The sequence below is a fragment of the Pseudocitrobacter cyperus genome (assembly GCF_039889165.1).
Lineage (GTDB): Bacteria > Pseudomonadota > Gammaproteobacteria > Enterobacterales > Enterobacteriaceae > Pseudocitrobacter > Pseudocitrobacter cyperus.
In genome coordinates this window covers 1-17,225 of record NZ_JAYMYY010000007.1, presented here as the reverse complement: position 1 = coordinate 17,225, position 17,225 = coordinate 1, and the positions used below count along the sequence as shown (strand labels likewise).

Here is a 17,225-nt window from a genome sequence, read left to right as displayed (position 1 = left end):
GAACGCCGCCGGAATAACATTAAAAATCAGCCTTCAGCACCACGCGGTAGCGGGCTTTGCCATCGCGCAGATGCTGCAACGCATCATTGATTTTTGACATTGGGAACAACTCAGTTGTTGGCGTCACACCGCTGCGGCCAGCGAACTTCATTAGCTTACGTAGTTCGAACGGGTTACCCGTCGCCGAACCGGAGATACTGCGATCGCCGCCAATCAGCGTAAAGGCCGGAACCGGAAGCGGCTTCAGCACCGCGCCAACCGTATGGAAATTACCGCCATAGGACAGCGCTTCGAAGTACGGCTGCCAGTCGAGGTCGACGCTTACGGTGTTGATAATCAGGTCGAACTGACCTGCCAGCGCTGTTAGCGCTTCCGGATCGCGGCTGTTCACCACGTTATCTGCGCCCATCGCCCTAACTTCCTGCTCTTTCGACGGATTTGAACTGAACGCCGTCACTTCCGCCCCCATCGCGCGCAGCAGTTTGATGGCAATATGCCCCAGCCCGCCAATACCGATCACCCCGACGCGGCTGGTGGCCGTAACGTGATGCATCAGAAGCGGTTTGAAAACGGTGATACCGCCACACAACAGCGGGCCTGCGGTTTCAATATCGATATTCTCAGGCAGTGGGATCACCCATTGCCAGTCGGCACGAAGTTTCTCGGCAAAGCCGCCGCGATTCAGAATGGTCGGCAGCGACCCTTCGGTACAGTTAACCTGATTGCCGCTGATGCAGGCATCGCAGTGCCCGCAGCTACGTGCTGTCCAGCCAATGCCCACGCGTTGACCCACTTTCAGGCCTTTATTCTGCGCAGCGCTACCCAGCGCCACCACATGACCAATCACCTCATGACCCGCAACCAGCGGATACTGAGACATCCCCCATTCGTTATCGATCATCGACAAATCGGAATGGCAAACCCCGCAGTAATCAACCTGAACTTCCACATCCTCCGGCAGAAGTTCCCCTGCGCCATACTCCCAGAGTTCCAGAGTATCGCCTGCATTTTTCGCGGCGTAGCTTTTGATGATGGACATCGTACTTCCCTCACTATGGTGTTGAACTGTCAGTGTAGAGCAAGCGAAAGGGGGATGCTTAGCGGAACTCGCCGGGAAAAATGTTTTGACGGGGAAAAGAGTGTGATGGTGTTCAGGGAACGCTGGTTTTTTCGACACTTAGCGAGAAGAACGCGCGGTGTTGCTTGCAAGGTGACGTATGACAGGTATAATTCACCCGTTTTCCGCATACCCTTCAGTGCCGAAGTGGCGAAATCGGTAGACGCAGTTGATTCAAAATCAACCGTAGAAATACGTGCCGGTTCGAGTCCGGCCTTCGGCACCATCGGAACATCAATAGACGTCAACGGACGTCTTTTTTTGTGCCTGAAATCCAGTATCCGCAAGGCTTTCCTCGCTTTTTCACTCAACCTAAGTCAACCTGATTCAATCTACATCAACTTACTGATGCGGGTACAATTGCGGGTATATCCCGGTTCGATAATGTTTGTACCCACACAGAACCCTTGAAAGGATACTCATCATGGCTCTGAGTGATGTGAAGGTTCGTTCGGCAAAGCCTGAAGCAAAAGCCTACAAACTGACTGACGGTGATGGCATGGTTTTGCTGGTTCACCCTAACGGCTCCAAATACTGGCGACTGCGTTATCGCTTCGGTGGTAAAGAGAAGATGCTGGCGCTGGGGAAATACCCTGAAGTGTCGTTGGCGGATGCCCGGGCTCGTCGCGATAAAGCCCGTAAGCTGTTAGCTAATGGCGTCGATCCCAGTGAGAACAAGAAAGCCGTTAAGGTAGAGCAGGAGCAAGAGGCGATAACGTTTGAAGTGGTTGCCAGAGACTGGCACGCCAGCAATCAGAAGTGGTCTGCATCGCATAGCGCTCGTGTACTGAAAAGCCTCGAAGATAATCTCTTTACTGCCATCGGTAAGCGGAACATTGCTGAATTGAAGACTCGGGATCTGCTTGTACCCATCAAAGCTGTGGAGTCATCCGGGCGTCTTGAAGTCGCCGCCCGTTTACAGCAGCGGACTACCGCGATTATGCGCTTTGCCGTGCAGAGTGGCTTAATCGACTATAACCCCGCACAAGAGATTGCCGGTGCGGTTGCTACGGCGAAAAGAAAGCACCGTGCGGCTCTGGATCTTGAACGTATTCCCGAATTACTTCACCGCATTGATCACTACTCTGGCAGACCGTTAACTCGACTTGCTGTCGAACTTACCTTGTTAGTCTTTATCCGCTCGAGCGAACTGCGATTTGCCCGTTGGTCAGAAGTAGATTTTGAAACGGCCATGTGGACGATCCCCGGTGAGCGTGAACCGCTGGAAGGCGTTAAATATTCTCAGCGTGGTTCAAAGATGCGGACACCTCATCTTGTTCCTTTGTCACGGCAAGCCTTAGCTATTCTGGAAAAGATCAAAAGCATGAATGGGAACCGAGAGCTGATCATCGTTGGCGATCACGATCCGCGTAAACCCATGAGTGAGAACACGGTGAACAAGGCTCTACGAGTCATGGGCTATGACACGAAAACGGAAGTATGTGGGCATGGTTTCAGGACTATGGCGTGTAGTTCGTTAATTGAGTCTGGATTATGGTCGAGGGATGCGGTTGAGCGGCAAATGAGTCACCAGGAGCGTAACTCTGTGCGTGCAGCTTATATTCATAAGGCCGAGCACTTGGGTGAACGCAGGCTAATGCTGCAGTGGTGGGCGGACTATCTGGATGCAAATCGGGGAAAAGGAGTAAGTCCGTTTGATTTTGTAAAAGTTAAAGATTTTTAAAAAGTACTACACAATAGAAAATGAGAATGCTAAAATAAGAAAAATCATATCCTTAATGTACATGAAAATTCATGAAAAGTGATCTTAAAAGTTCTCCTGCGATGAATGAGCTCCTACGTGAGTTACATCACTTAATTGAAGCAGGGGAACGGCAACGCATTAGTCAAGCAATGATGGCAGAGAGGCTTGGGATTTCCACGCGAACTTATCTTGAGTATTTGCGGGGGAAAAATTCGCCTGTCGGAATGAGAGTTGTTCTTGAGCTTTTATGCATGCTTGAAGATCACGCGATAATTCAAGTTGTTCAACATTGGCGTGAAGCCAAGCAAATTAATAAACCAACGGCTTCAGAGGCTAAAATATGAAGGTTGATGTATCTATGAATCAAGCTATCGAAGACGATATTGTTACGTCGGACGGATTGTCTGAGCAAGTTACACAAGTTAAAAAGCGTGGGCGGCCTCGTAAAACCTCTGTAGTAGCTACCGAAGTGAATGCAGCAGTAATCAAAGATGAACCTGCCCAACCTAAAACAGTTGACCCACGTAATGCAATGAATGAACTTACATCAACTGAATGGTTGCCTGAAACCGTTTCGGTTTGGAATCAACGTGGTTTAGGTGCTAATCATCCCGATGCTCAGATTGAGCGTCAACATCCAGCACCATTTTCTTTCACAGATGTTGGGCGATTAGTTCGATTTTTCACCAAAAGCAAAGAAGTTATTTTGGATCCATTTGTAGGAGTAGGATCTACATTGAAAGCTTGTGCTGTTGAGGGTAGAAATGGTATTGGATTCGAATTAAATCCTCGTTATGCTGAGTTAGCACAAGAACGTTTACTTGTTGAAGTAAAAGATATTTCTTCTAGTGAGGTAACTCAGGATGTTCGTGTTGGAGATGCCCGAGAGCTGATCAAAGGGCTACCTGACGATTCTCTGGATCTCATTATTACTAGTCCTCCTTATTGGAATATTCTCCATAAGGTAGATCATAAAGCCAAGCAGGAACGCGAAAAACATGATTTAGATACTAAATACAGTGATGACAATCGCGATTTAGGAAATATTGACGATTATAATGTATTTCTCGAGGAATTAGCTTCAATACTTGGGGCTTGTGGACGTGCATTAAAGCCAAAAAAATATATGGCTGTAGTTGTCAGTGACTTTAGAGATAAATCAAAATTTGTTATGTTTCATGCTGACTTAGCAAATTCACTTGAAAAGTACAAATTAGAATTACGAGGATTGACAGTTCTTTATCAGCGTCATAAAAGAGTATTTCCTTACGGATATCCATATGCATATGTCCCTAATATTCATCATCAATACATATTAATTTTACAAAATATGAAACATAAATAATATGAAAATTAATTTTTCAGATAGCATCGATACAATTCTAAATAAAGATTGTATCGATGGAATAAGGAGTTTGCCGGACAGCTGTGTAGACTTAATCGTTGCGGATCCTCCCTATAATCTAAATAAAGATTTTGGTGAATGGAAGGAGTCGCTTAAGAAGCATGAATGGTTGGAATGGACAAAATGCTGGCTTGATGAATGTAACCGAGTGTTACGCCCTGGCGGAAGCATTTTTGTGTATGGAATCCACCATCATCTTTGCTGGGTTCAATGTCATCTATACGAGCTAGGCTTAAACTATAGACGTCAAATTATTTGGCATTACGAAAATGGTTTTGCTGGTTATACTAAATCATTAGCAGCGCATTACGAACCACTATTATGGTTTTCAAAAGGTAAAGATTATACTTATCATCCCATTAGAGAACCATATAAGAGTACTGAGCGCTTAAAACATAAGGTTATTAAGAATGGAAAGGTATGGCAGCCTCATCCTGATGGTCGATTAGCAGGGGATGTCTGGCGTTTTCCCGTTTTAGCTGGACGTCGTTTTAAAGCGGAAAAAGTTGATCATCCAACTCAAAAACCGCTTTCTATATCTAATCGAATAATTCAGCATTTTTCAAATCCTGAAGAACTGGTATTAATTCCATTTGCTGGTAGCGGTTCTGAATGTGTTGCAGCTAAAGCTTCGGGACGTCACTTTCTAGCATATGAACTAAATGCAACTTATATTGCTATTGCTGAATCTAGATTAGCTGATACTGAGTTTGGTTCAGAGTGTAAAGTTCAGGATGTAATTTCTGATTTAAAAACTACAGAATAAAATATTGTAATATTCTGGAGTTTTTTTCATTTATTGCCTTATTGTTATATAAGATTTATCTATCCCCGTATCAAATAATTTTGTTAATACATTTATGTTACGGGGATATCTTATCATTTATAATTTCCATAAAAGATATCGATAGTAATTTAACCGTATCTTATTGAAAAATAAAGTATTCTTGCTATTTTGCAGGTGTAAATGCTCCTGGATAAGGCTCTGGTAATTTTTTACCGTTCATTGCTAAAGAGTTTGTAAGGTCAATAATTTCATTATTGATAGCAAAGTTATCTCCATCAAATCCTTGTAATTTATGAAAGTTCCAGAGCATAGCGATAAGTGCACCAATCGTTAATGTCCGGCAACGTATCCCTAATACTTTTTCGATATCACGAATAACTTGATAGTATTCCGAACGGATGTTAGGAAATGCCAGGATTATACTTACAGGATCTATTTCCTCTATCGCATAACCATATCTCGAGTGAAGAATTGCAATATCTTCTAAAAGTGCACGTGGGGATTCTAATACTCCAACGCTTGTCTCAATCTCAGCAACAAATGGCCTCTCACGCCGAGAAAAACCAACAACATCTATACGCATGTTAGTATCTCCTCTACGTCTTGTACGCGCATTTAGCCCAACTTCATTAAGAAGATTTCTGACTAACAGAGTTGTTTGTATATCTCGCAAAGATCCCACATTTGATAAAATATTTGCCGCAGCTGGTGCATCTAACGTTGCTATATGCCCTTTTCTAATAACTGTTGGATGTTCAGTGATAGTTTTTCCCACAACGGTTAATTTATCAGGATCATTTATTTCGACATTTGCAAACAGTCCATTAACCAAGCTAATTGCGCCATATGGGCATCTACTAATACATAAACCGCATCCTATACATTCGTCGGAAGTGACAACTGCAACAGATTTTTCTTTGTTCCATTTAATTGCTCTAGTTGGGCAAACCTCTCGGCTAGGATCTCCAGGAAAAGCATCTAGGGAACCAAATAGAGCGAGTTCAGTTATATTTTTTTCCATACATGGGGCGTTACCACAGCCTAAACAGCTCCCAGCTCCTGATCGACCATCGGCTAACATTACTGCAGTATTTTCTCCATGTTCATAGTGAACATCAGTAACTTGCGAACCGTAATGTCTTACAAATGAACCTTGTTCTCGTTGACCTTTGTGAACGACAAAATCAGACATCGAGAAATCCTCTTAGATGACTTAGCTGATCGGCATGAATCGTTACTTCGTCCCGTATGGCACATAAAGCAAGGTGAGCGAGAGTTGTTAAATCAATCACACCAAGATTCAAATTATAGGTATTATATACATCGTCAATTAAATTTGACATTTCTCCTCGTTCATTCGGTAGGCGAAATCCAACAACTAAACTTGTTAATTCTCGCTGTGTATTTAAACCACCACGCGAAAGAAGAACTACTTTATTTTCTAATGCTTGTCTAACTGCTTTAGTAGAGAGCATTTTTTCTTCTGTAGGCGATTTTATCTCCACTGGAATTGCATAATCGCCAACCCATACACAGGCATCCCATCGCTGGTAATTAACACCTGCTCGAGAATAGTCGCTTTTGAAACCTAATATTTTAAATAGATGGGTAACTAAAGGATAGAAGGATGTTTGGGTGTCTTTTGAATGATTCTCGGAAAATACAGCTGCAGCAACTTCAATCTTTTCGAAATTTTTGAGCAGTATTTCCAGTTCGTTACGGGTGATATCTGAACCGTCAGAGCCAGATTCTCCAATAGCCACCATTTTGGGGGGGATGAAAAGATGTGAGCGATCATCACGTCCATTAAGTGTTTCCAACATTGGCGCCACGAGCTCATCTTTTTCAATTTTTGATTTTTGCTCGGTGTATGGAAATATTGTTTCAATGTCTTTTAACGATATCGATTGAAAAGGTGAAAATAATAGAGAATCCCAGTCTTGATCTTTTATATTAATAGTTGAGCTTCCTACTTTCTCAGCTTCTTCTATACGTTCTAAAACTGGCGTAATATCGAATCCTGCACGCTCAAGCATCCGATAATGAGCAACTAATGCAAGTGCATTAAGTTGTTCAAATGTAAATTTTTCAAGATCACTAACTCGCAAATCAATTGCTTCTTCAAGTCTCTTAACCAGAGCGTGGCCTGTATCACTTAGTTGAAATGTCTTATATTTTCGACCGTCTTTAAAGCTTGCTCTCCCTTGGAGCACCCAGCCTGAATCCCGAAGAATAGCTATTGGCCAGCGAGTATAATTATATAATGTATTTATCTTTATTGCGCGAGTCTGTGACACTGCAGCCATATATTTTTCAGTTGATATTTTACTTGCGCGAGCGGAGTGAATTAATTCTACAACTGCATCAAGTTTATCGTCGCCACGATCACTGGCGGCGCTTAAAGGACCAATAATCATCTCATCTCGCGAGAGGTGTCCATCGCAAGCAGCCATCACTCGAAGGATGAAAGCAAAGGGCCTAAGATCAAAATCACCCTTAATAGTAATAGTTGGCGTAGGGTATACTATTCCTAATACACACTCTTCGAGAAGAGGCCAAAAATCACGACCTGCAGCTACTATCTGTTTTCCTAGTAACGTAAATGTATAATTAAGTGCTTTATCTTGTGTTGGGTGAAGCCAACCCAATGTTCGAAACAATTCAGCATACATTTTTAGCTGATTATAAAGCTGATCGCGGCTTCGATCGGCCCTTGTGGAACGAGCAATGGCTTCGTCACCAATATATCCTGATGAAGTAGCAAGATTATCTGCAACGACTGCACGAACTAGATCGTCGAGATCAATGACTTGACCATTGAGACGTTCAAAAGCGGCACTGTATACTCTTACAAAGTTTTCTATTGTCGAACCGGGGTTTGGGAAGCGTAGCACTGTTCAATGTTCCATTTATTAGTATGGCAAAATTGTTCTGGCAATGAAGGCTCCGCTATGAGCCCTTCTATATGATTTTATTGTGAAAACTACATAACATCTATTGATTTTTATCATTATAATACACAAATACTTGCGTGAAATTGAGCTCTTCTTTCAGCTGGGCCATACGAGAAAAGGTGTTGAAGCCGGTTTCTCTGTCTGACTACACCACATTGGGCTGACCTGCTCCCCGTTGATTAATACACATGATTGTTAATCAATGGAGCAGTATCTATGAGATTGAAAATACGATCCTTTGTACATTTTTTAAATATGAATTAGTGCATAACTATTTTCAGAACTAAATCATTTTCATGAGCAACAGATATTCTCTTTCTAACAATACAGAATACGACAGGTTATGTCATTTTTTGATAATGACTTTACTTTAAATTCTAGTAATTGAATTAAATTTCAATGGCTTACATGATGACAGTTGCCCCGCAATTTTTTCAATCCACCTCCCTTTGGTACGACATAACGTGTCGTACCAGTACGTCATAATCTCCCATATCAATATCAGGTTATTATGGGTGTTCAGGACTGTTCTCACCATGAAAACACAACATGATCATTATGACCGCCTGTCCGTCAGATTATCGGTCATTATCAGCCGATTATTGGCTGGTCAATCCTTGGAGTTGAAAGCGCTGGCAAATGAGTTTGGTGTTTCAGAGCGCACTCTACAGCGGGATTTTCAGCAGCGTCTAATCCATTTGGATCTTGAACATTCCAGTGGCTGCTATCGACTTATGAGGCGAACGGGTCGAGAGCACTTACCTAATACCTTTGCGTTTATTCTTAACTCTGGCATTTCGGGGATCATTCCGGCTCAGAACCGCAGACTAATCCGGCTGATTACCAGCAGTTCTGGCGGCTCTCCATGCCTTATTGGGCATGGAGGGCTGCCATCGCCAATCACCCAGACTACCTACTTTTTGGAGCTGGCCGAAGCTATCCGTGACTACCGGGCCGTCACGCTATTAGTCAATGGTAAGAGTTACGAAGGAGTGGCTCCTCGCCGCCTGATCTTCCAGTCCAGAAACTGGTTCCTTGTGGCTACTCGAGCGAGAAAGCTACAGGTGTTTCGGATGGAAGACGTTAACGCTGTGACTGTTCTTGACACCTCTTTTCGCAGAAAGCCTGAACTTGATGCACTTACCGCCAGTGAGGAGTTTATTTCGGCTCTTCCTCACTTTCGTTTCATCAGCGACGTTATTCACACCTTCAAAGAGTAATTGGCAACGTTCATTTCAACATAAGCAAGGAGACCTTTATGGATGACCCAATAAAGGGCGAAGGCCGGATGATTACTGATGCTAATGGCATCACCAGAAGAGAAGGGGGGATTTCAGGGATATGGAACAATATGTTTAATGATAGCAATGCGATAAAAGCTGACAGCCCGCCACTCATACCTGACATCAGGGATATTCTCGAGGTTTTCCCGCAGTCACTGCGGGAAAACCTGGTTAACAAAATCAGTGAAGCTATCGACTATGAACCTGTTATTGGTGTTATGGGTAAGACCGGTGCAGGTAAATCAAGCGTGTGTAATGCGTTATTTCAAGGCGAAGTGTGTGCAGTCAGTGACGTTGAAGCCTGTACGCGGGAGGCTCAGGAGCTGCGCATCCGCTTCGGCAAACGTTCGCTGAAGATAATCGATATCCCCGGCGTCGGTGAGAATGCTTTACGGGATAAAGAGTACGAAGATCTTTACCGTACTTTGCTTCCCTCACTGGATCTCATCCTTTGGGTGATAAAAGGCGATGATCGAGCTTTTTCTGCAGATGAGCATTTCTACAATAATGTCCTGCTCCCAGCAGGTGGTGGTGAGCGCGTTTTGTTCGTCCTCAACCAGGTTGATAAAATCGAGCCCTTCCGTGAGTGGAATACATACCTGCATCAGCCGTCCCCAGCACAGCGCATCAACATCGAAAAGAAAGAATCTTACATTACTGAACGTTTTGGCTTTACGCGATATCCGGTAATCCCAATCTCAGCCGATGAGGGCTACAACATCCTTCGTCTGGTGGAAACGATGATCCGTGCTTTGCCTGATCGAGCTAAAAGCAGCACAGCCTCGCAGTTTAAGGAAGAGTATAAAACCGATGACGTAAAGACGGAGGCGAAAGGCGGCTTTGCCAGCGTGCTCTCCGGGATACTTGACGACGTTATTGATTCTGTTCCGTTACCAAAGCCCGTCAAAGAGCTTGCCCGTAAGGGGAAAGATAAGGTTATCGAGTGGGCGGGTAACGTATGGGACCATTTTTTTTGGATAAGGAAAATATGTAATGAAACCACTGATTATTCCTGCACTGCTGATAGCGTTATTTGCTGCTCAGTCTGCTCATGCAGGTGGCGGTTACGACCTGCAATGCCTGCTTGAAAACGGCGAGCAAATGACGCTCAGCCATGCCAGTGATACCGTTTATATCAGTTTTGAAAAGCCAGGCGGTGACGCCGAAGAGGGCGGCTCCGTCATTAAACTGGACATCCCCTCCGGTGAGGCGAAGCAAAATGTAATCCCTAAATCAGATGCGGGAACCGCTTCTTTCACGTTGCGCGGAGAAAGTGACGATATTGAAGGCGCTATCGCACTTAATTATTCGGAATATGACGGTGCAGGTGATGCTTATTACACGGTCATGAATTCAATGGGTCAGGAAACCAGCACCGTATCCTGCAAGCCGGGTGCCATTAAAGTTTCCAAGAGCCTCCTCCAGAATGGTATTAATGGCGTTGGTAGCCAGCAGACTAATAAACCTACACCCTCTCAGCAACAGCAACAGCAAGTGCAGCAATCTACGACACCACCGTTTAAAGTACAGTTTGGCAGCTCAGTCAGCAATGAAGGCTGGAATACTAAATATGGCGTTATTCAGCTCACTATCACTGATGACAATGTGGTACTAAAATCCATCCGGGTTAACAGAGGGAACTGTAAAATGGAGAGTGTCGGTAACAGAACCTTGCCTGCAACTTATAAATTCGGTGATGTAGCCACATTCAAATATATGAAATGTGACCGTATAATAGAAGCCAATATTGCGACCGATTCCGGTAGCTGGACCTTCAATAATTAAATTTAACTATGGTGAGACCGGGGAGTAAGTGTCAGTCAATTATCCGACACTTCCCCTTTTAATTATATTTAACCCCGCTGGGATTTCATTCATTTCATCCCTACATTGCCCCTTAACAAATAACGTGCAGCAACAGCCCAGCCAGACGTTTACTGACATAGCGCTTGTGTCGGTTACTGTTTACGGATAAGGCGCGTGGAAGTGGCCTCAAGGGCATTATTTGCGGGATTCTTCTATGCGCTCCATCAGCCAGCGCCTGACATCACTTTCCCGCCAGCGGGAACTGCGACCAAACTTGATGGGGCTCGGAAACAGACCGTCCTTAATCAGCTTGTAGAACCACTTATCGGTTAGGCCCGTAAATGTGGTGATAAACACCATGTCCACTAGCTTATCGTTCATCAGGTCGGTCTCGGGTGTCGGAAGATTGTTCATGACGATTGTCCTTCTGTCTTTGAATGGGTAAAAGACAGGAGCCGCAGAACTAACCTGTTGATTTAAGGCCATGTTGCGTGCTCCGTCATTACAATCACTTCTCCGGTAATAAATTACTTTTCGCTTTGGCCTTAAACTGACTACAGCCAAAATTACGCTCACCGTCGTCATTTTCTTTGGAGCGTTTTTTGGCGAGATAGCAGATACGGTTCAGGTAATTCATATAATCCGGGGAGTCAGTTCCCTCTCTGCGGTTTAACTCGAAAACCCCGGGCAGCCAAAAGCGAACGTTTTCTTGTGTTCCAGCCCGTAGCTTCAAAGCATGGTGCCATGCTTTGACAGCCATCATCAGCAGAAATCCTCTCGCCTTTCCATTCATGTCCCTTGCCAACATCGACTTAGTGAACACCTCACGGTTAACCAGCAGCACCAGGTGATAATGTTTATTGCCATTAATTTCACCGAACTCTCTGGCCCATGCGTAATACACCGGGCAAGGGTATAGGCGTTTACCTACCCTGCTGCGTTTTTTCAGATAAGCGGCAATCTGCGCTTTCAGTGAGGCAATAAAACGGGTTATCACCGCAGATTCGTGGCCCTTATGTTGGTTATGCTGCGGCAGGTATAGATCCAGCCCGAAGGCTAATACACGGGCATGCTTATTCATCACGAAGGCTGTCAGCGCTTCCAGACGCTGCATATGGTAGGCATTCTTCTCGCGGTTACTTTCTTTGAGTATCATTTCCGGACTCTCATGTAGTTGGAGACATATCCATGAGTGCCTCAGTAACTTTTAATGCAGGTACAGGACGAGCAAAGAAAAAACTTCCTCACTCTACTACTGGCTTTAGCCTCTGATGGTAGCAAACTCCCTTTCTTGACGGTGCTATACCCCCTTTCCGATGATTCTCTGTATACCCTATATCTGTAAGGTTCTGTTCATACTGTAGAGAGCAACTATAAACATATAATTGGTACCGGCAGTAAAGAATCACTGATATCGCCACCTGTCACCCCGTATACCCCTGCGGTATCGGGTTTCTGGCTGTTATTACTCCCCTTCATTCGGTCTAAAACCACTCTTAAGTTATCCCGGCACGCTGACTACGGGCTATTTCTTGCTCCGGTTTGCGGATGAACATTTTACTGCCACTCATGTCACCATGCCGGGTATTGCCGAAAACGGTTGTTTTTGCATGGAATATTCACTTGATTTAAATCAGTTTTTAAAAAGGTGCAGCACTGTTAAAATCTAAAAAGTGCTGCACCTTATAAGGAATGTGTGATGGTAAGTAAAAAAAGGATAACGGTTAATCTTTCCTATCCTGAACTTCATCAGATGATAGTGAGTCTGGCGAAAAGGACGGGTAGTAGTAGTTCAGCTGTTATTCAGGACATGATTTTGGATGCCTTGAAGTACAGGATGGAAAACGAAGCACTTTTACCTTCAGGTAAACTGGTGGCGAATAAAAATCTGGTGCCGGAAAGGGTTTTTAATGCGGGTTTTGAAATCAATAACCTGACTATTGATGGAATGGTCAGGGGAACAACCGATGCGTTTCATCGTTTATTTCAAAGAGATAGTTTTATCGAAACGCTTCCTTACATCATGTTTAGTGACGTGCCAAAGCCTGCGGAAGCAATAAACAAGAATGATATACTCAGAAGAGTAATTGCATACCTGCAGACAAAACTTTATGTCCCTGATAATAGTGAATTCAAACCAGCGTTATTTTTATTTTTTATCGGGAAAGTAACAGTAAAATATAGACAGCACACCGCTGATGGCCTCGAAGTGAAAATTGATTTTTCAAGTAAAGTGATTCCTGTGCACACTAACAGATCAAGCGGCGATGAAGCGCTTTTGTTCGATCTGAACAACATTAAGTACAGAACATTTCATGACATGGCCAAAAATGGATGGAACAGAAAAAAACATTCACACCAGTTGTATATTAATGGTCTGGAAGGCATGCGTGGGGGCGGTTTTTTTGTCGGGGTTTTGTATGAGCCACAATCACCAGATGAATTGGTAACCCCATCAGAGGGAGACTTTATTAGCAGTACAGGTCTCAGATATCGATTTTTTAGACACCCATCAGCTGTTAAAATCATAAAGAATCATTTTCCGAAATCAGTCACTATTGACCCGAATGGCACCACCTATACAGTAAAAGAAAAAACTATACATGATTTGGACACGCTCAACCGGGCTATCAGGAAGCAGAATGCTGGCTGGTAATGTTTAAATTACAGTCGTTTTTATCTCTGTACTATCCGTGTGATCTTACCCGAATTTTACACAATCTTTTTTCATCGTTCACTTTCAGAAAAGACCATGCCTCACTCTTAGGCATGGTCTTTTTTTCATATCTCAATAAGGAACTAATAATGACACGTTTAGCCAGCCGCTTCGGTGCGGTCAATCTCGTTCGACGCGACCGCCCGCTAACCCGCGATGAATTGGCGCATCATGTGCCGAGTGTATTCAGCGAAGAAAAGCATGAATCCCGCAGTGATCGGTACACATACATTCCGACCATAACCCTGCTTGATAACCTGCAACGTGAAGGCTTTCAGCCATTCTTTGCGTGCCAGACTAGAGTCCGAGACCAGAGCAAACGCGAACATACTAAGCACATGCTACGTCTGCGTCGCGAAGGCCAGATCACTGGCAAGCAGGTGCCTGAGATTATACTGCTTAATAGCCACGACGGCTCCAGCTCATATCAGATGCTACCGGGGTTATTCAGATCGGTTTGCCAGAATGGACTAATTTGCGGTGAGAGTTTTGGAGAAGTACGTGTGCCACACAAAGGCAACGTGGTGGAGAAAGTCATTGAAGGAGCTTACGAAGTGCTGGGGATTTTTGATCGCGTAGAAGAGAAACGCGATGCCATGCAGTCGCTGATGTTACCGCCACCTGCTCAGCAGGCGATGGCAAAAGCGGCATTAACTTATCGCTTTGGTGAAGAGCATCAACCGGTGACGGAATTGCAAATCCTATCCCCGCGCCGCTGGCAGGATGAAAGTAATGACCTGTGGACCACTTATCAGCGCATTCAGGAAAACCTGATTAAAGGCGGTCTGTCTGGACGAACGAGCAAAGGTAAACGCGCCCATACACGCGCTGTAAAAGGTATCGACGGTGATGTGAAGCTTAACCGCGCTCTGTGGGTGATGGCTGAGAATATGCTGCAGCTTGCCTCCTGAACCTTTTTTATTCTCCCTTCCCTCAGGCCTCATTAATAAACTGGCGAGCCTTTTTGTTTCAAGGAGCAATTATGTCTGTGTTCAATTTATCCCCGGTATTTCCTGCAAACGAGCAACGCGTCATTCGTCGGGCATTACGACTTCTGGAGAAGTATCAGCGTCAACCGAGTGAGCCATTTACCTCCACCAGCTTCACTAAGACCTGGCTGCAATTACAGATGGCTCATCATGAGCGTGAAGTTTTTATTGTGATGTATCTCGACAATCAGCACTGCCTGCTGGGATGTGAAACACTGTTTACCGGCACACTCAGCCATACCGAAGTGCATCCCCGCGAAGTGGTTAAATTGGCTCTGAAATATAATGCCGCTGCGGTAATTCTGGCGCACAACCATCCATCCGGTACGACAGAAATCAGTCAGCAGGATAAACACATCACTCAGCGGATAGTGAAAGCGTTAGCACTGGTAGAAGTGCGAGTGCTGGATCATTTGGTTGTTGGGAATGAAGTGATTTCTTTTGCTGAGCAGGGTTTGCTTTAAATGGAGGTTTTCATGTCAATCACACCACCTCATGAATGGGGGCTACAAAGCGATATCACCCCTCGATTTGGCGCAAGATTGATTCAGGAAGGCAACCGGCTGTATTACTTGGCTGACAGAGCTGGATTGACGGGGGTCTTTACCCCGAAGCAACTGCAGAAATTGGATCAATTTTTCCCTTTATTTATCAGCCAACTAGAAGCAATGCTGTGTTCCGGTAAGCTAAATCCACAGCAGCAACAGCAGGGGACCATTCAGCTTATGGGGTTAACCTGCATAGCTGATACCCGTGGTAGCTGCGGCTACGTTTACATTTCTATTTATCCAACCCCGTAACACCTTCTCTCTTCTTCTTTTCTCAGGATTCTACTCATGCACATTTCATCTGTACCGGCCACGGTGCCAGTTTCGTCACGTCTATCGCCCGTGCGGGTCTGGCAGCAACTTTTAACGTATCTGTTGGAGCATCATTACGGCCTGACTCTCAACGACACACCATTTCATGACGACGCGGCCATTGAGGAGCATATCGACGCGGGAATAACGCTTGCGGATGCGGTTAATTTCCTCGTGGAACGTTATGAACTGGTACGTATCGACCGTTATGAGCAGACATCATTCTTGACCGCTACCGATATTCTCAAAGCCAGGCGAGCTACCAGATTAATAAATACCTGAATTCTTCGAGCCTCATTCCTGATTTTTACGTCTGAACTTCCCACCTTTTGTATTCATCGCATGATGCGCCTGCCACTCCCGGCAGGCGTGTTTGCTCTAATGGACGATTAACGATGCAAACAGAACCCGACGTGTATCGGCGGTCGCCATAAAGACGATCGCGGGCTTTATGTTAGTACAGGGGGTTTTACGAAAGATGCTCGATATGAAGCCGACCGTTCGACAATACCACTGACGCTCCGGACACTTGATGATCTCGTCCGTGCGCTTATTGAGAACTACGAACAAGTTGATATCGAGACTAGACTTTTGGTGCCTCTGAAGAAAACGTTCCTGCCTGCCTGAATCTTGCTTTGACAGCCATATCGGTGTTCTACTGGTATGGCTTTATACCCGCTAGTAATGTCTATTTTTTGTACGGATTTTAACTTGTGGGTACAAGTGCGGGTATAACTAATTATTCCTGATAATAAAATATATTGATATCAGTCTATTGGGTGTGAAATTCGAGTCCGGCCTTCGCACCATTAGTACTTCCAAGACCATCCGAGAAAGTCCAATTATCCCTTAAAAATCAATGCTTTCCGCGATTTTTCCTTCCTGAGTTGTCCGAGATTGTCCGTTGAAATCCGGATGTCATTGGGGGCATAATTGGGGGCATCTTAACTTCGATTAGAAATGTGCCCCCAAATGAAGCGCAACGCCAGACAGGTCGAGACCGCAAAACCAAAATCAAGCAAGAGCAAAGCGCGATGAAGCCAAAAAGCTGTTAGTGCAGGGTATTGACCCAAAAGCCGAACAGAAAGAAGCTCAGGCAGAGAATTCGGGGGCATATACATTCGAAACTATCGCTCGTGAATGGCATACCAGCAACAAGCGCTGGAGCGAAGACCATCGATCGCGCGTTCTTCGCTATCTTGAGCTTTATATCTTCCCTCATATAGGTTCGTCCGACATTCGCCAGCTCAAAACCAGCCACCTGTTAGCCCCGATTAAAAAAGTTGATGCGAGTGGTAAACACGACGTCGCTCAGCGCCTGCAACAGCGCGTCACGGCCATTATGCGGTATGCCGTACAGAACGATTACATCGACTCAAATCCAGCCAGTGATATGGCCGGTGCGCTATCGACAACTAAAGCGCGACATTACCCCGCTTTGCCATCAAGCCGGTTCCCTGAGTTTCTTGCTCGTATTGCTGCTTATCGTGGCCGTGTAATTGTAAGCATCCCGGTAAACCGAACCATTCACTTTTAGAGATCTTCCGACATACTGATTATGTCCTGTGAGGAGATCACCATGCGTAAAGCCCGATTCACCGAA

At 44.8% G+C, this 17,225-nt stretch carries 17 protein-coding genes, 1 tRNA gene and 2 pseudogenes; 15 read left to right on the top strand and 5 right to left on the bottom strand.

Going from position 1 to position 17,225, the window contains the following annotated elements; all coding sequences use genetic code 11:
* Positions 1-19: 19 nt before the first annotated feature.
* Entirely contained in the window at positions 20-1,039 is a 1,020-nt protein-coding gene (ahr, locus tag VSR74_RS19090) for an NADPH-dependent aldehyde reductase Ahr (RefSeq protein WP_347796175.1), read from the bottom strand.
* Positions 1,040-1,258: 219 nt separating this feature from the next.
* On the opposite strand from ahr, the gene VSR74_RS19085 reads away from it, so the two are divergent.
* The 5 genes from VSR74_RS19085 to VSR74_RS19065 all read left to right on the top strand — a co-directional run bounded on the left by VSR74_RS19085 (position 1,259) and on the right by VSR74_RS19065 (position 4,993).
* A tRNA-Leu gene (locus VSR74_RS19085) sits at positions 1,259-1,343 on the top strand.
* 198 nt (positions 1,344-1,541) lie between these two features.
* Entirely contained in the window at positions 1,542-2,801 is a 1,260-nt protein-coding gene (locus tag VSR74_RS19080) for a tyrosine-type recombinase/integrase (protein ID WP_347796174.1), read from the top strand.
* Between the two features lie 71 nt (positions 2,802-2,872).
* Positions 2,873-3,166, top strand: coding sequence for a helix-turn-helix domain-containing protein (locus VSR74_RS19075; RefSeq protein ID WP_083605371.1), 294 nt, complete (start codon positions 2,873-2,875; stop codon positions 3,164-3,166).
* Positions 3,163-4,167 (top strand): DNA methyltransferase, encoded by a 1,005-nt coding sequence (locus tag VSR74_RS19070; RefSeq protein WP_203453143.1) that lies wholly within the window; start codon positions 3,163-3,165, stop codon positions 4,165-4,167. Before VSR74_RS19075 ends, VSR74_RS19070 begins: the two co-directional genes overlap by 4 nt.
* 1 nt (position 4,168) lies before the next feature.
* Positions 4,169-4,993 carry a DNA-methyltransferase gene (locus VSR74_RS19065; RefSeq protein WP_203453144.1) on the top strand — a complete coding sequence of 275 codons (825 nt, stop codon included), beginning with the start codon at positions 4,169-4,171 and terminating at the stop codon, positions 4,991-4,993.
* A 184-nt stretch (positions 4,994-5,177) separates the two neighbouring features.
* Here the strand turns inward: VSR74_RS19065 and VSR74_RS19060 are convergent, their stop codons facing one another.
* Both VSR74_RS19060 and VSR74_RS19055 read right to left on the bottom strand, forming a co-directional pair.
* Positions 5,178-6,206: a 4Fe-4S dicluster domain-containing protein gene (locus tag VSR74_RS19060; RefSeq protein WP_343646807.1), complete on the bottom strand. Its 1,029-nt coding sequence runs from the start codon at positions 6,204-6,206 to the stop codon at positions 5,178-5,180.
* The gene (locus VSR74_RS19055) at positions 6,199-7,908 is read right to left on the bottom strand and encodes a hypothetical protein (protein ID WP_203453146.1); all 1,710 of its coding nucleotides are present in this window, start codon (positions 7,906-7,908) and stop codon (positions 6,199-6,201) included. Before VSR74_RS19055 ends, VSR74_RS19060 begins: the two co-directional genes overlap by 8 nt.
* A 596-nt stretch (positions 7,909-8,504) precedes the next feature.
* Between VSR74_RS19055 and VSR74_RS19050 the strand changes: the two genes are divergently transcribed.
* From VSR74_RS19050 to VSR74_RS19040, 3 genes are read left to right on the top strand one after another with little or no spacing between them, the layout of a single operon-like run.
* Complete coding sequence (locus VSR74_RS19050; protein WP_203453147.1) at positions 8,505-9,188, top strand: WYL domain-containing protein; 684 nt, start codon at positions 8,505-8,507, stop codon at positions 9,186-9,188.
* Between the two features lie 38 nt (positions 9,189-9,226).
* Positions 9,227-10,339 (top strand): GTPase family protein, encoded by a 1,113-nt coding sequence (locus VSR74_RS19045; protein WP_347796173.1) that lies wholly within the window; start codon positions 9,227-9,229, stop codon positions 10,337-10,339.
* Positions 10,245-11,036 carry a hypothetical protein gene (locus VSR74_RS19040; RefSeq protein ID WP_347796172.1) on the top strand — a complete coding sequence of 264 codons (792 nt, stop codon included), beginning with the start codon at positions 10,245-10,247 and terminating at the stop codon, positions 11,034-11,036. Before VSR74_RS19045 ends, VSR74_RS19040 begins: the two co-directional genes overlap by 95 nt.
* A 216-nt stretch (positions 11,037-11,252) precedes the next feature.
* Here the strand turns inward: VSR74_RS19040 and VSR74_RS19035 are convergent, their stop codons facing one another.
* Both VSR74_RS19035 and VSR74_RS19030 read right to left on the bottom strand, forming a co-directional pair.
* On the bottom strand, positions 11,253-11,471 hold the full coding sequence (locus VSR74_RS19035) for a helix-turn-helix transcriptional regulator (RefSeq protein ID WP_203453150.1): 219 nt from the start codon (positions 11,469-11,471) through the stop codon (positions 11,253-11,255).
* Positions 11,472-11,565: 94 nt separating this feature from the next.
* Positions 11,566-12,213, bottom strand: a complete 648-nt coding sequence (locus tag VSR74_RS19030) for a YagK/YfjJ domain-containing protein (protein ID WP_203453151.1) — start codon at positions 12,211-12,213, stop codon at positions 11,566-11,568.
* Positions 12,214-12,756: 543 nt separating this feature from the next.
* On the opposite strand from VSR74_RS19030, the gene VSR74_RS19025 reads away from it, so the two are divergent.
* From VSR74_RS19025 to VSR74_RS18995, 7 genes and pseudogenes are all read left to right on the top strand, one after another.
* Positions 12,757-13,713: a hypothetical protein gene (locus VSR74_RS19025; protein ID WP_203453152.1), complete on the top strand. Its 957-nt coding sequence runs from the start codon at positions 12,757-12,759 to the stop codon at positions 13,711-13,713.
* Positions 13,714-13,862: 149 nt separating this feature from the next.
* Positions 13,863-14,684, top strand: coding sequence for a DUF932 domain-containing protein (locus tag VSR74_RS19020; protein WP_203453153.1), 822 nt, complete (start codon positions 13,863-13,865; stop codon positions 14,682-14,684).
* Positions 14,685-14,755: 71 nt separating this feature from the next.
* Positions 14,756-15,226 carry a RadC family protein gene (radC, locus tag VSR74_RS19015; protein ID WP_347796171.1) on the top strand — a complete coding sequence of 157 codons (471 nt, stop codon included), beginning with the start codon at positions 14,756-14,758 and terminating at the stop codon, positions 15,224-15,226.
* A gap of 12 nt (positions 15,227-15,238) precedes the next feature.
* Positions 15,239-15,562, top strand: coding sequence for a type IV toxin-antitoxin system YeeU family antitoxin (locus tag VSR74_RS19010; RefSeq protein ID WP_347796170.1), 324 nt, complete (start codon positions 15,239-15,241; stop codon positions 15,560-15,562).
* Positions 15,563-15,598: 36 nt separating this feature from the next.
* The gene (locus VSR74_RS19005; protein WP_203453156.1) at positions 15,599-15,904 is read left to right on the top strand and encodes a TA system toxin CbtA family protein; all 306 of its coding nucleotides are present in this window, start codon (positions 15,599-15,601) and stop codon (positions 15,902-15,904) included.
* A 135-nt stretch (positions 15,905-16,039) separates the two neighbouring features.
* Positions 16,040-16,249: pseudogene (locus tag VSR74_RS19000) on the top strand (restriction endonuclease); the annotation flags it as partial.
* Between the two features lie 388 nt (positions 16,250-16,637).
* Positions 16,638-17,150 (top strand): annotated as a pseudogene (locus VSR74_RS18995) (tyrosine-type recombinase/integrase); the annotation flags it as partial.
* Between the last annotated feature and the right edge of the window lie 75 nt (positions 17,151-17,225).

Excerpts from the sequence above, each read along its gene's own strand:
- ahr (WP_347796175.1), bottom strand. The coding sequence starts at position 1,039 with ATGTCCATCATCAAAAGCTACGCCGCGAAAAATGCAGGCGATACTCTG.
- VSR74_RS19080 (WP_347796174.1), top strand. The coding sequence starts at position 1,542 with ATGGCTCTGAGTGATGTGAAGGTTCGTTCGGCAAAGCCTGAAGCAAAA.
- VSR74_RS19075 (WP_083605371.1), top strand. The coding sequence starts at position 2,873 with ATGAAAAGTGATCTTAAAAGTTCTCCTGCGATGAATGAGCTCCTACGT.
- VSR74_RS19070 (WP_203453143.1), top strand. The coding sequence starts at position 3,163 with ATGAAGGTTGATGTATCTATGAATCAAGCTATCGAAGACGATATTGTT.
- VSR74_RS19065 (WP_203453144.1), top strand. The coding sequence starts at position 4,169 with ATGAAAATTAATTTTTCAGATAGCATCGATACAATTCTAAATAAAGAT.
- VSR74_RS19060 (WP_343646807.1), bottom strand. The coding sequence starts at position 6,206 with ATGTCTGATTTTGTCGTTCACAAAGGTCAACGAGAACAAGGTTCATTT.
- VSR74_RS19050 (WP_203453147.1), top strand. The coding sequence starts at position 8,505 with ATGAAAACACAACATGATCATTATGACCGCCTGTCCGTCAGATTATCG.
- VSR74_RS19045 (WP_347796173.1), top strand. The coding sequence starts at position 9,227 with ATGGATGACCCAATAAAGGGCGAAGGCCGGATGATTACTGATGCTAAT.
- VSR74_RS19040 (WP_347796172.1), top strand. The coding sequence starts at position 10,245 with ATGAAACCACTGATTATTCCTGCACTGCTGATAGCGTTATTTGCTGCT.
- VSR74_RS19035 (WP_203453150.1), bottom strand. The coding sequence starts at position 11,471 with ATGAACAATCTTCCGACACCCGAGACCGACCTGATGAACGATAAGCTA.
- VSR74_RS19030 (WP_203453151.1), bottom strand. The coding sequence starts at position 12,213 with ATGATACTCAAAGAAAGTAACCGCGAGAAGAATGCCTACCATATGCAG.
- VSR74_RS19025 (WP_203453152.1), top strand. The coding sequence starts at position 12,757 with ATGGTAAGTAAAAAAAGGATAACGGTTAATCTTTCCTATCCTGAACTT.
- VSR74_RS19020 (WP_203453153.1), top strand. The coding sequence starts at position 13,863 with ATGACACGTTTAGCCAGCCGCTTCGGTGCGGTCAATCTCGTTCGACGC.
- radC (WP_347796171.1), top strand. The coding sequence starts at position 14,756 with ATGTCTGTGTTCAATTTATCCCCGGTATTTCCTGCAAACGAGCAACGC.
- VSR74_RS19010 (WP_347796170.1), top strand. The coding sequence starts at position 15,239 with ATGTCAATCACACCACCTCATGAATGGGGGCTACAAAGCGATATCACC.
- VSR74_RS19005 (WP_203453156.1), top strand. The coding sequence starts at position 15,599 with ATGCACATTTCATCTGTACCGGCCACGGTGCCAGTTTCGTCACGTCTA.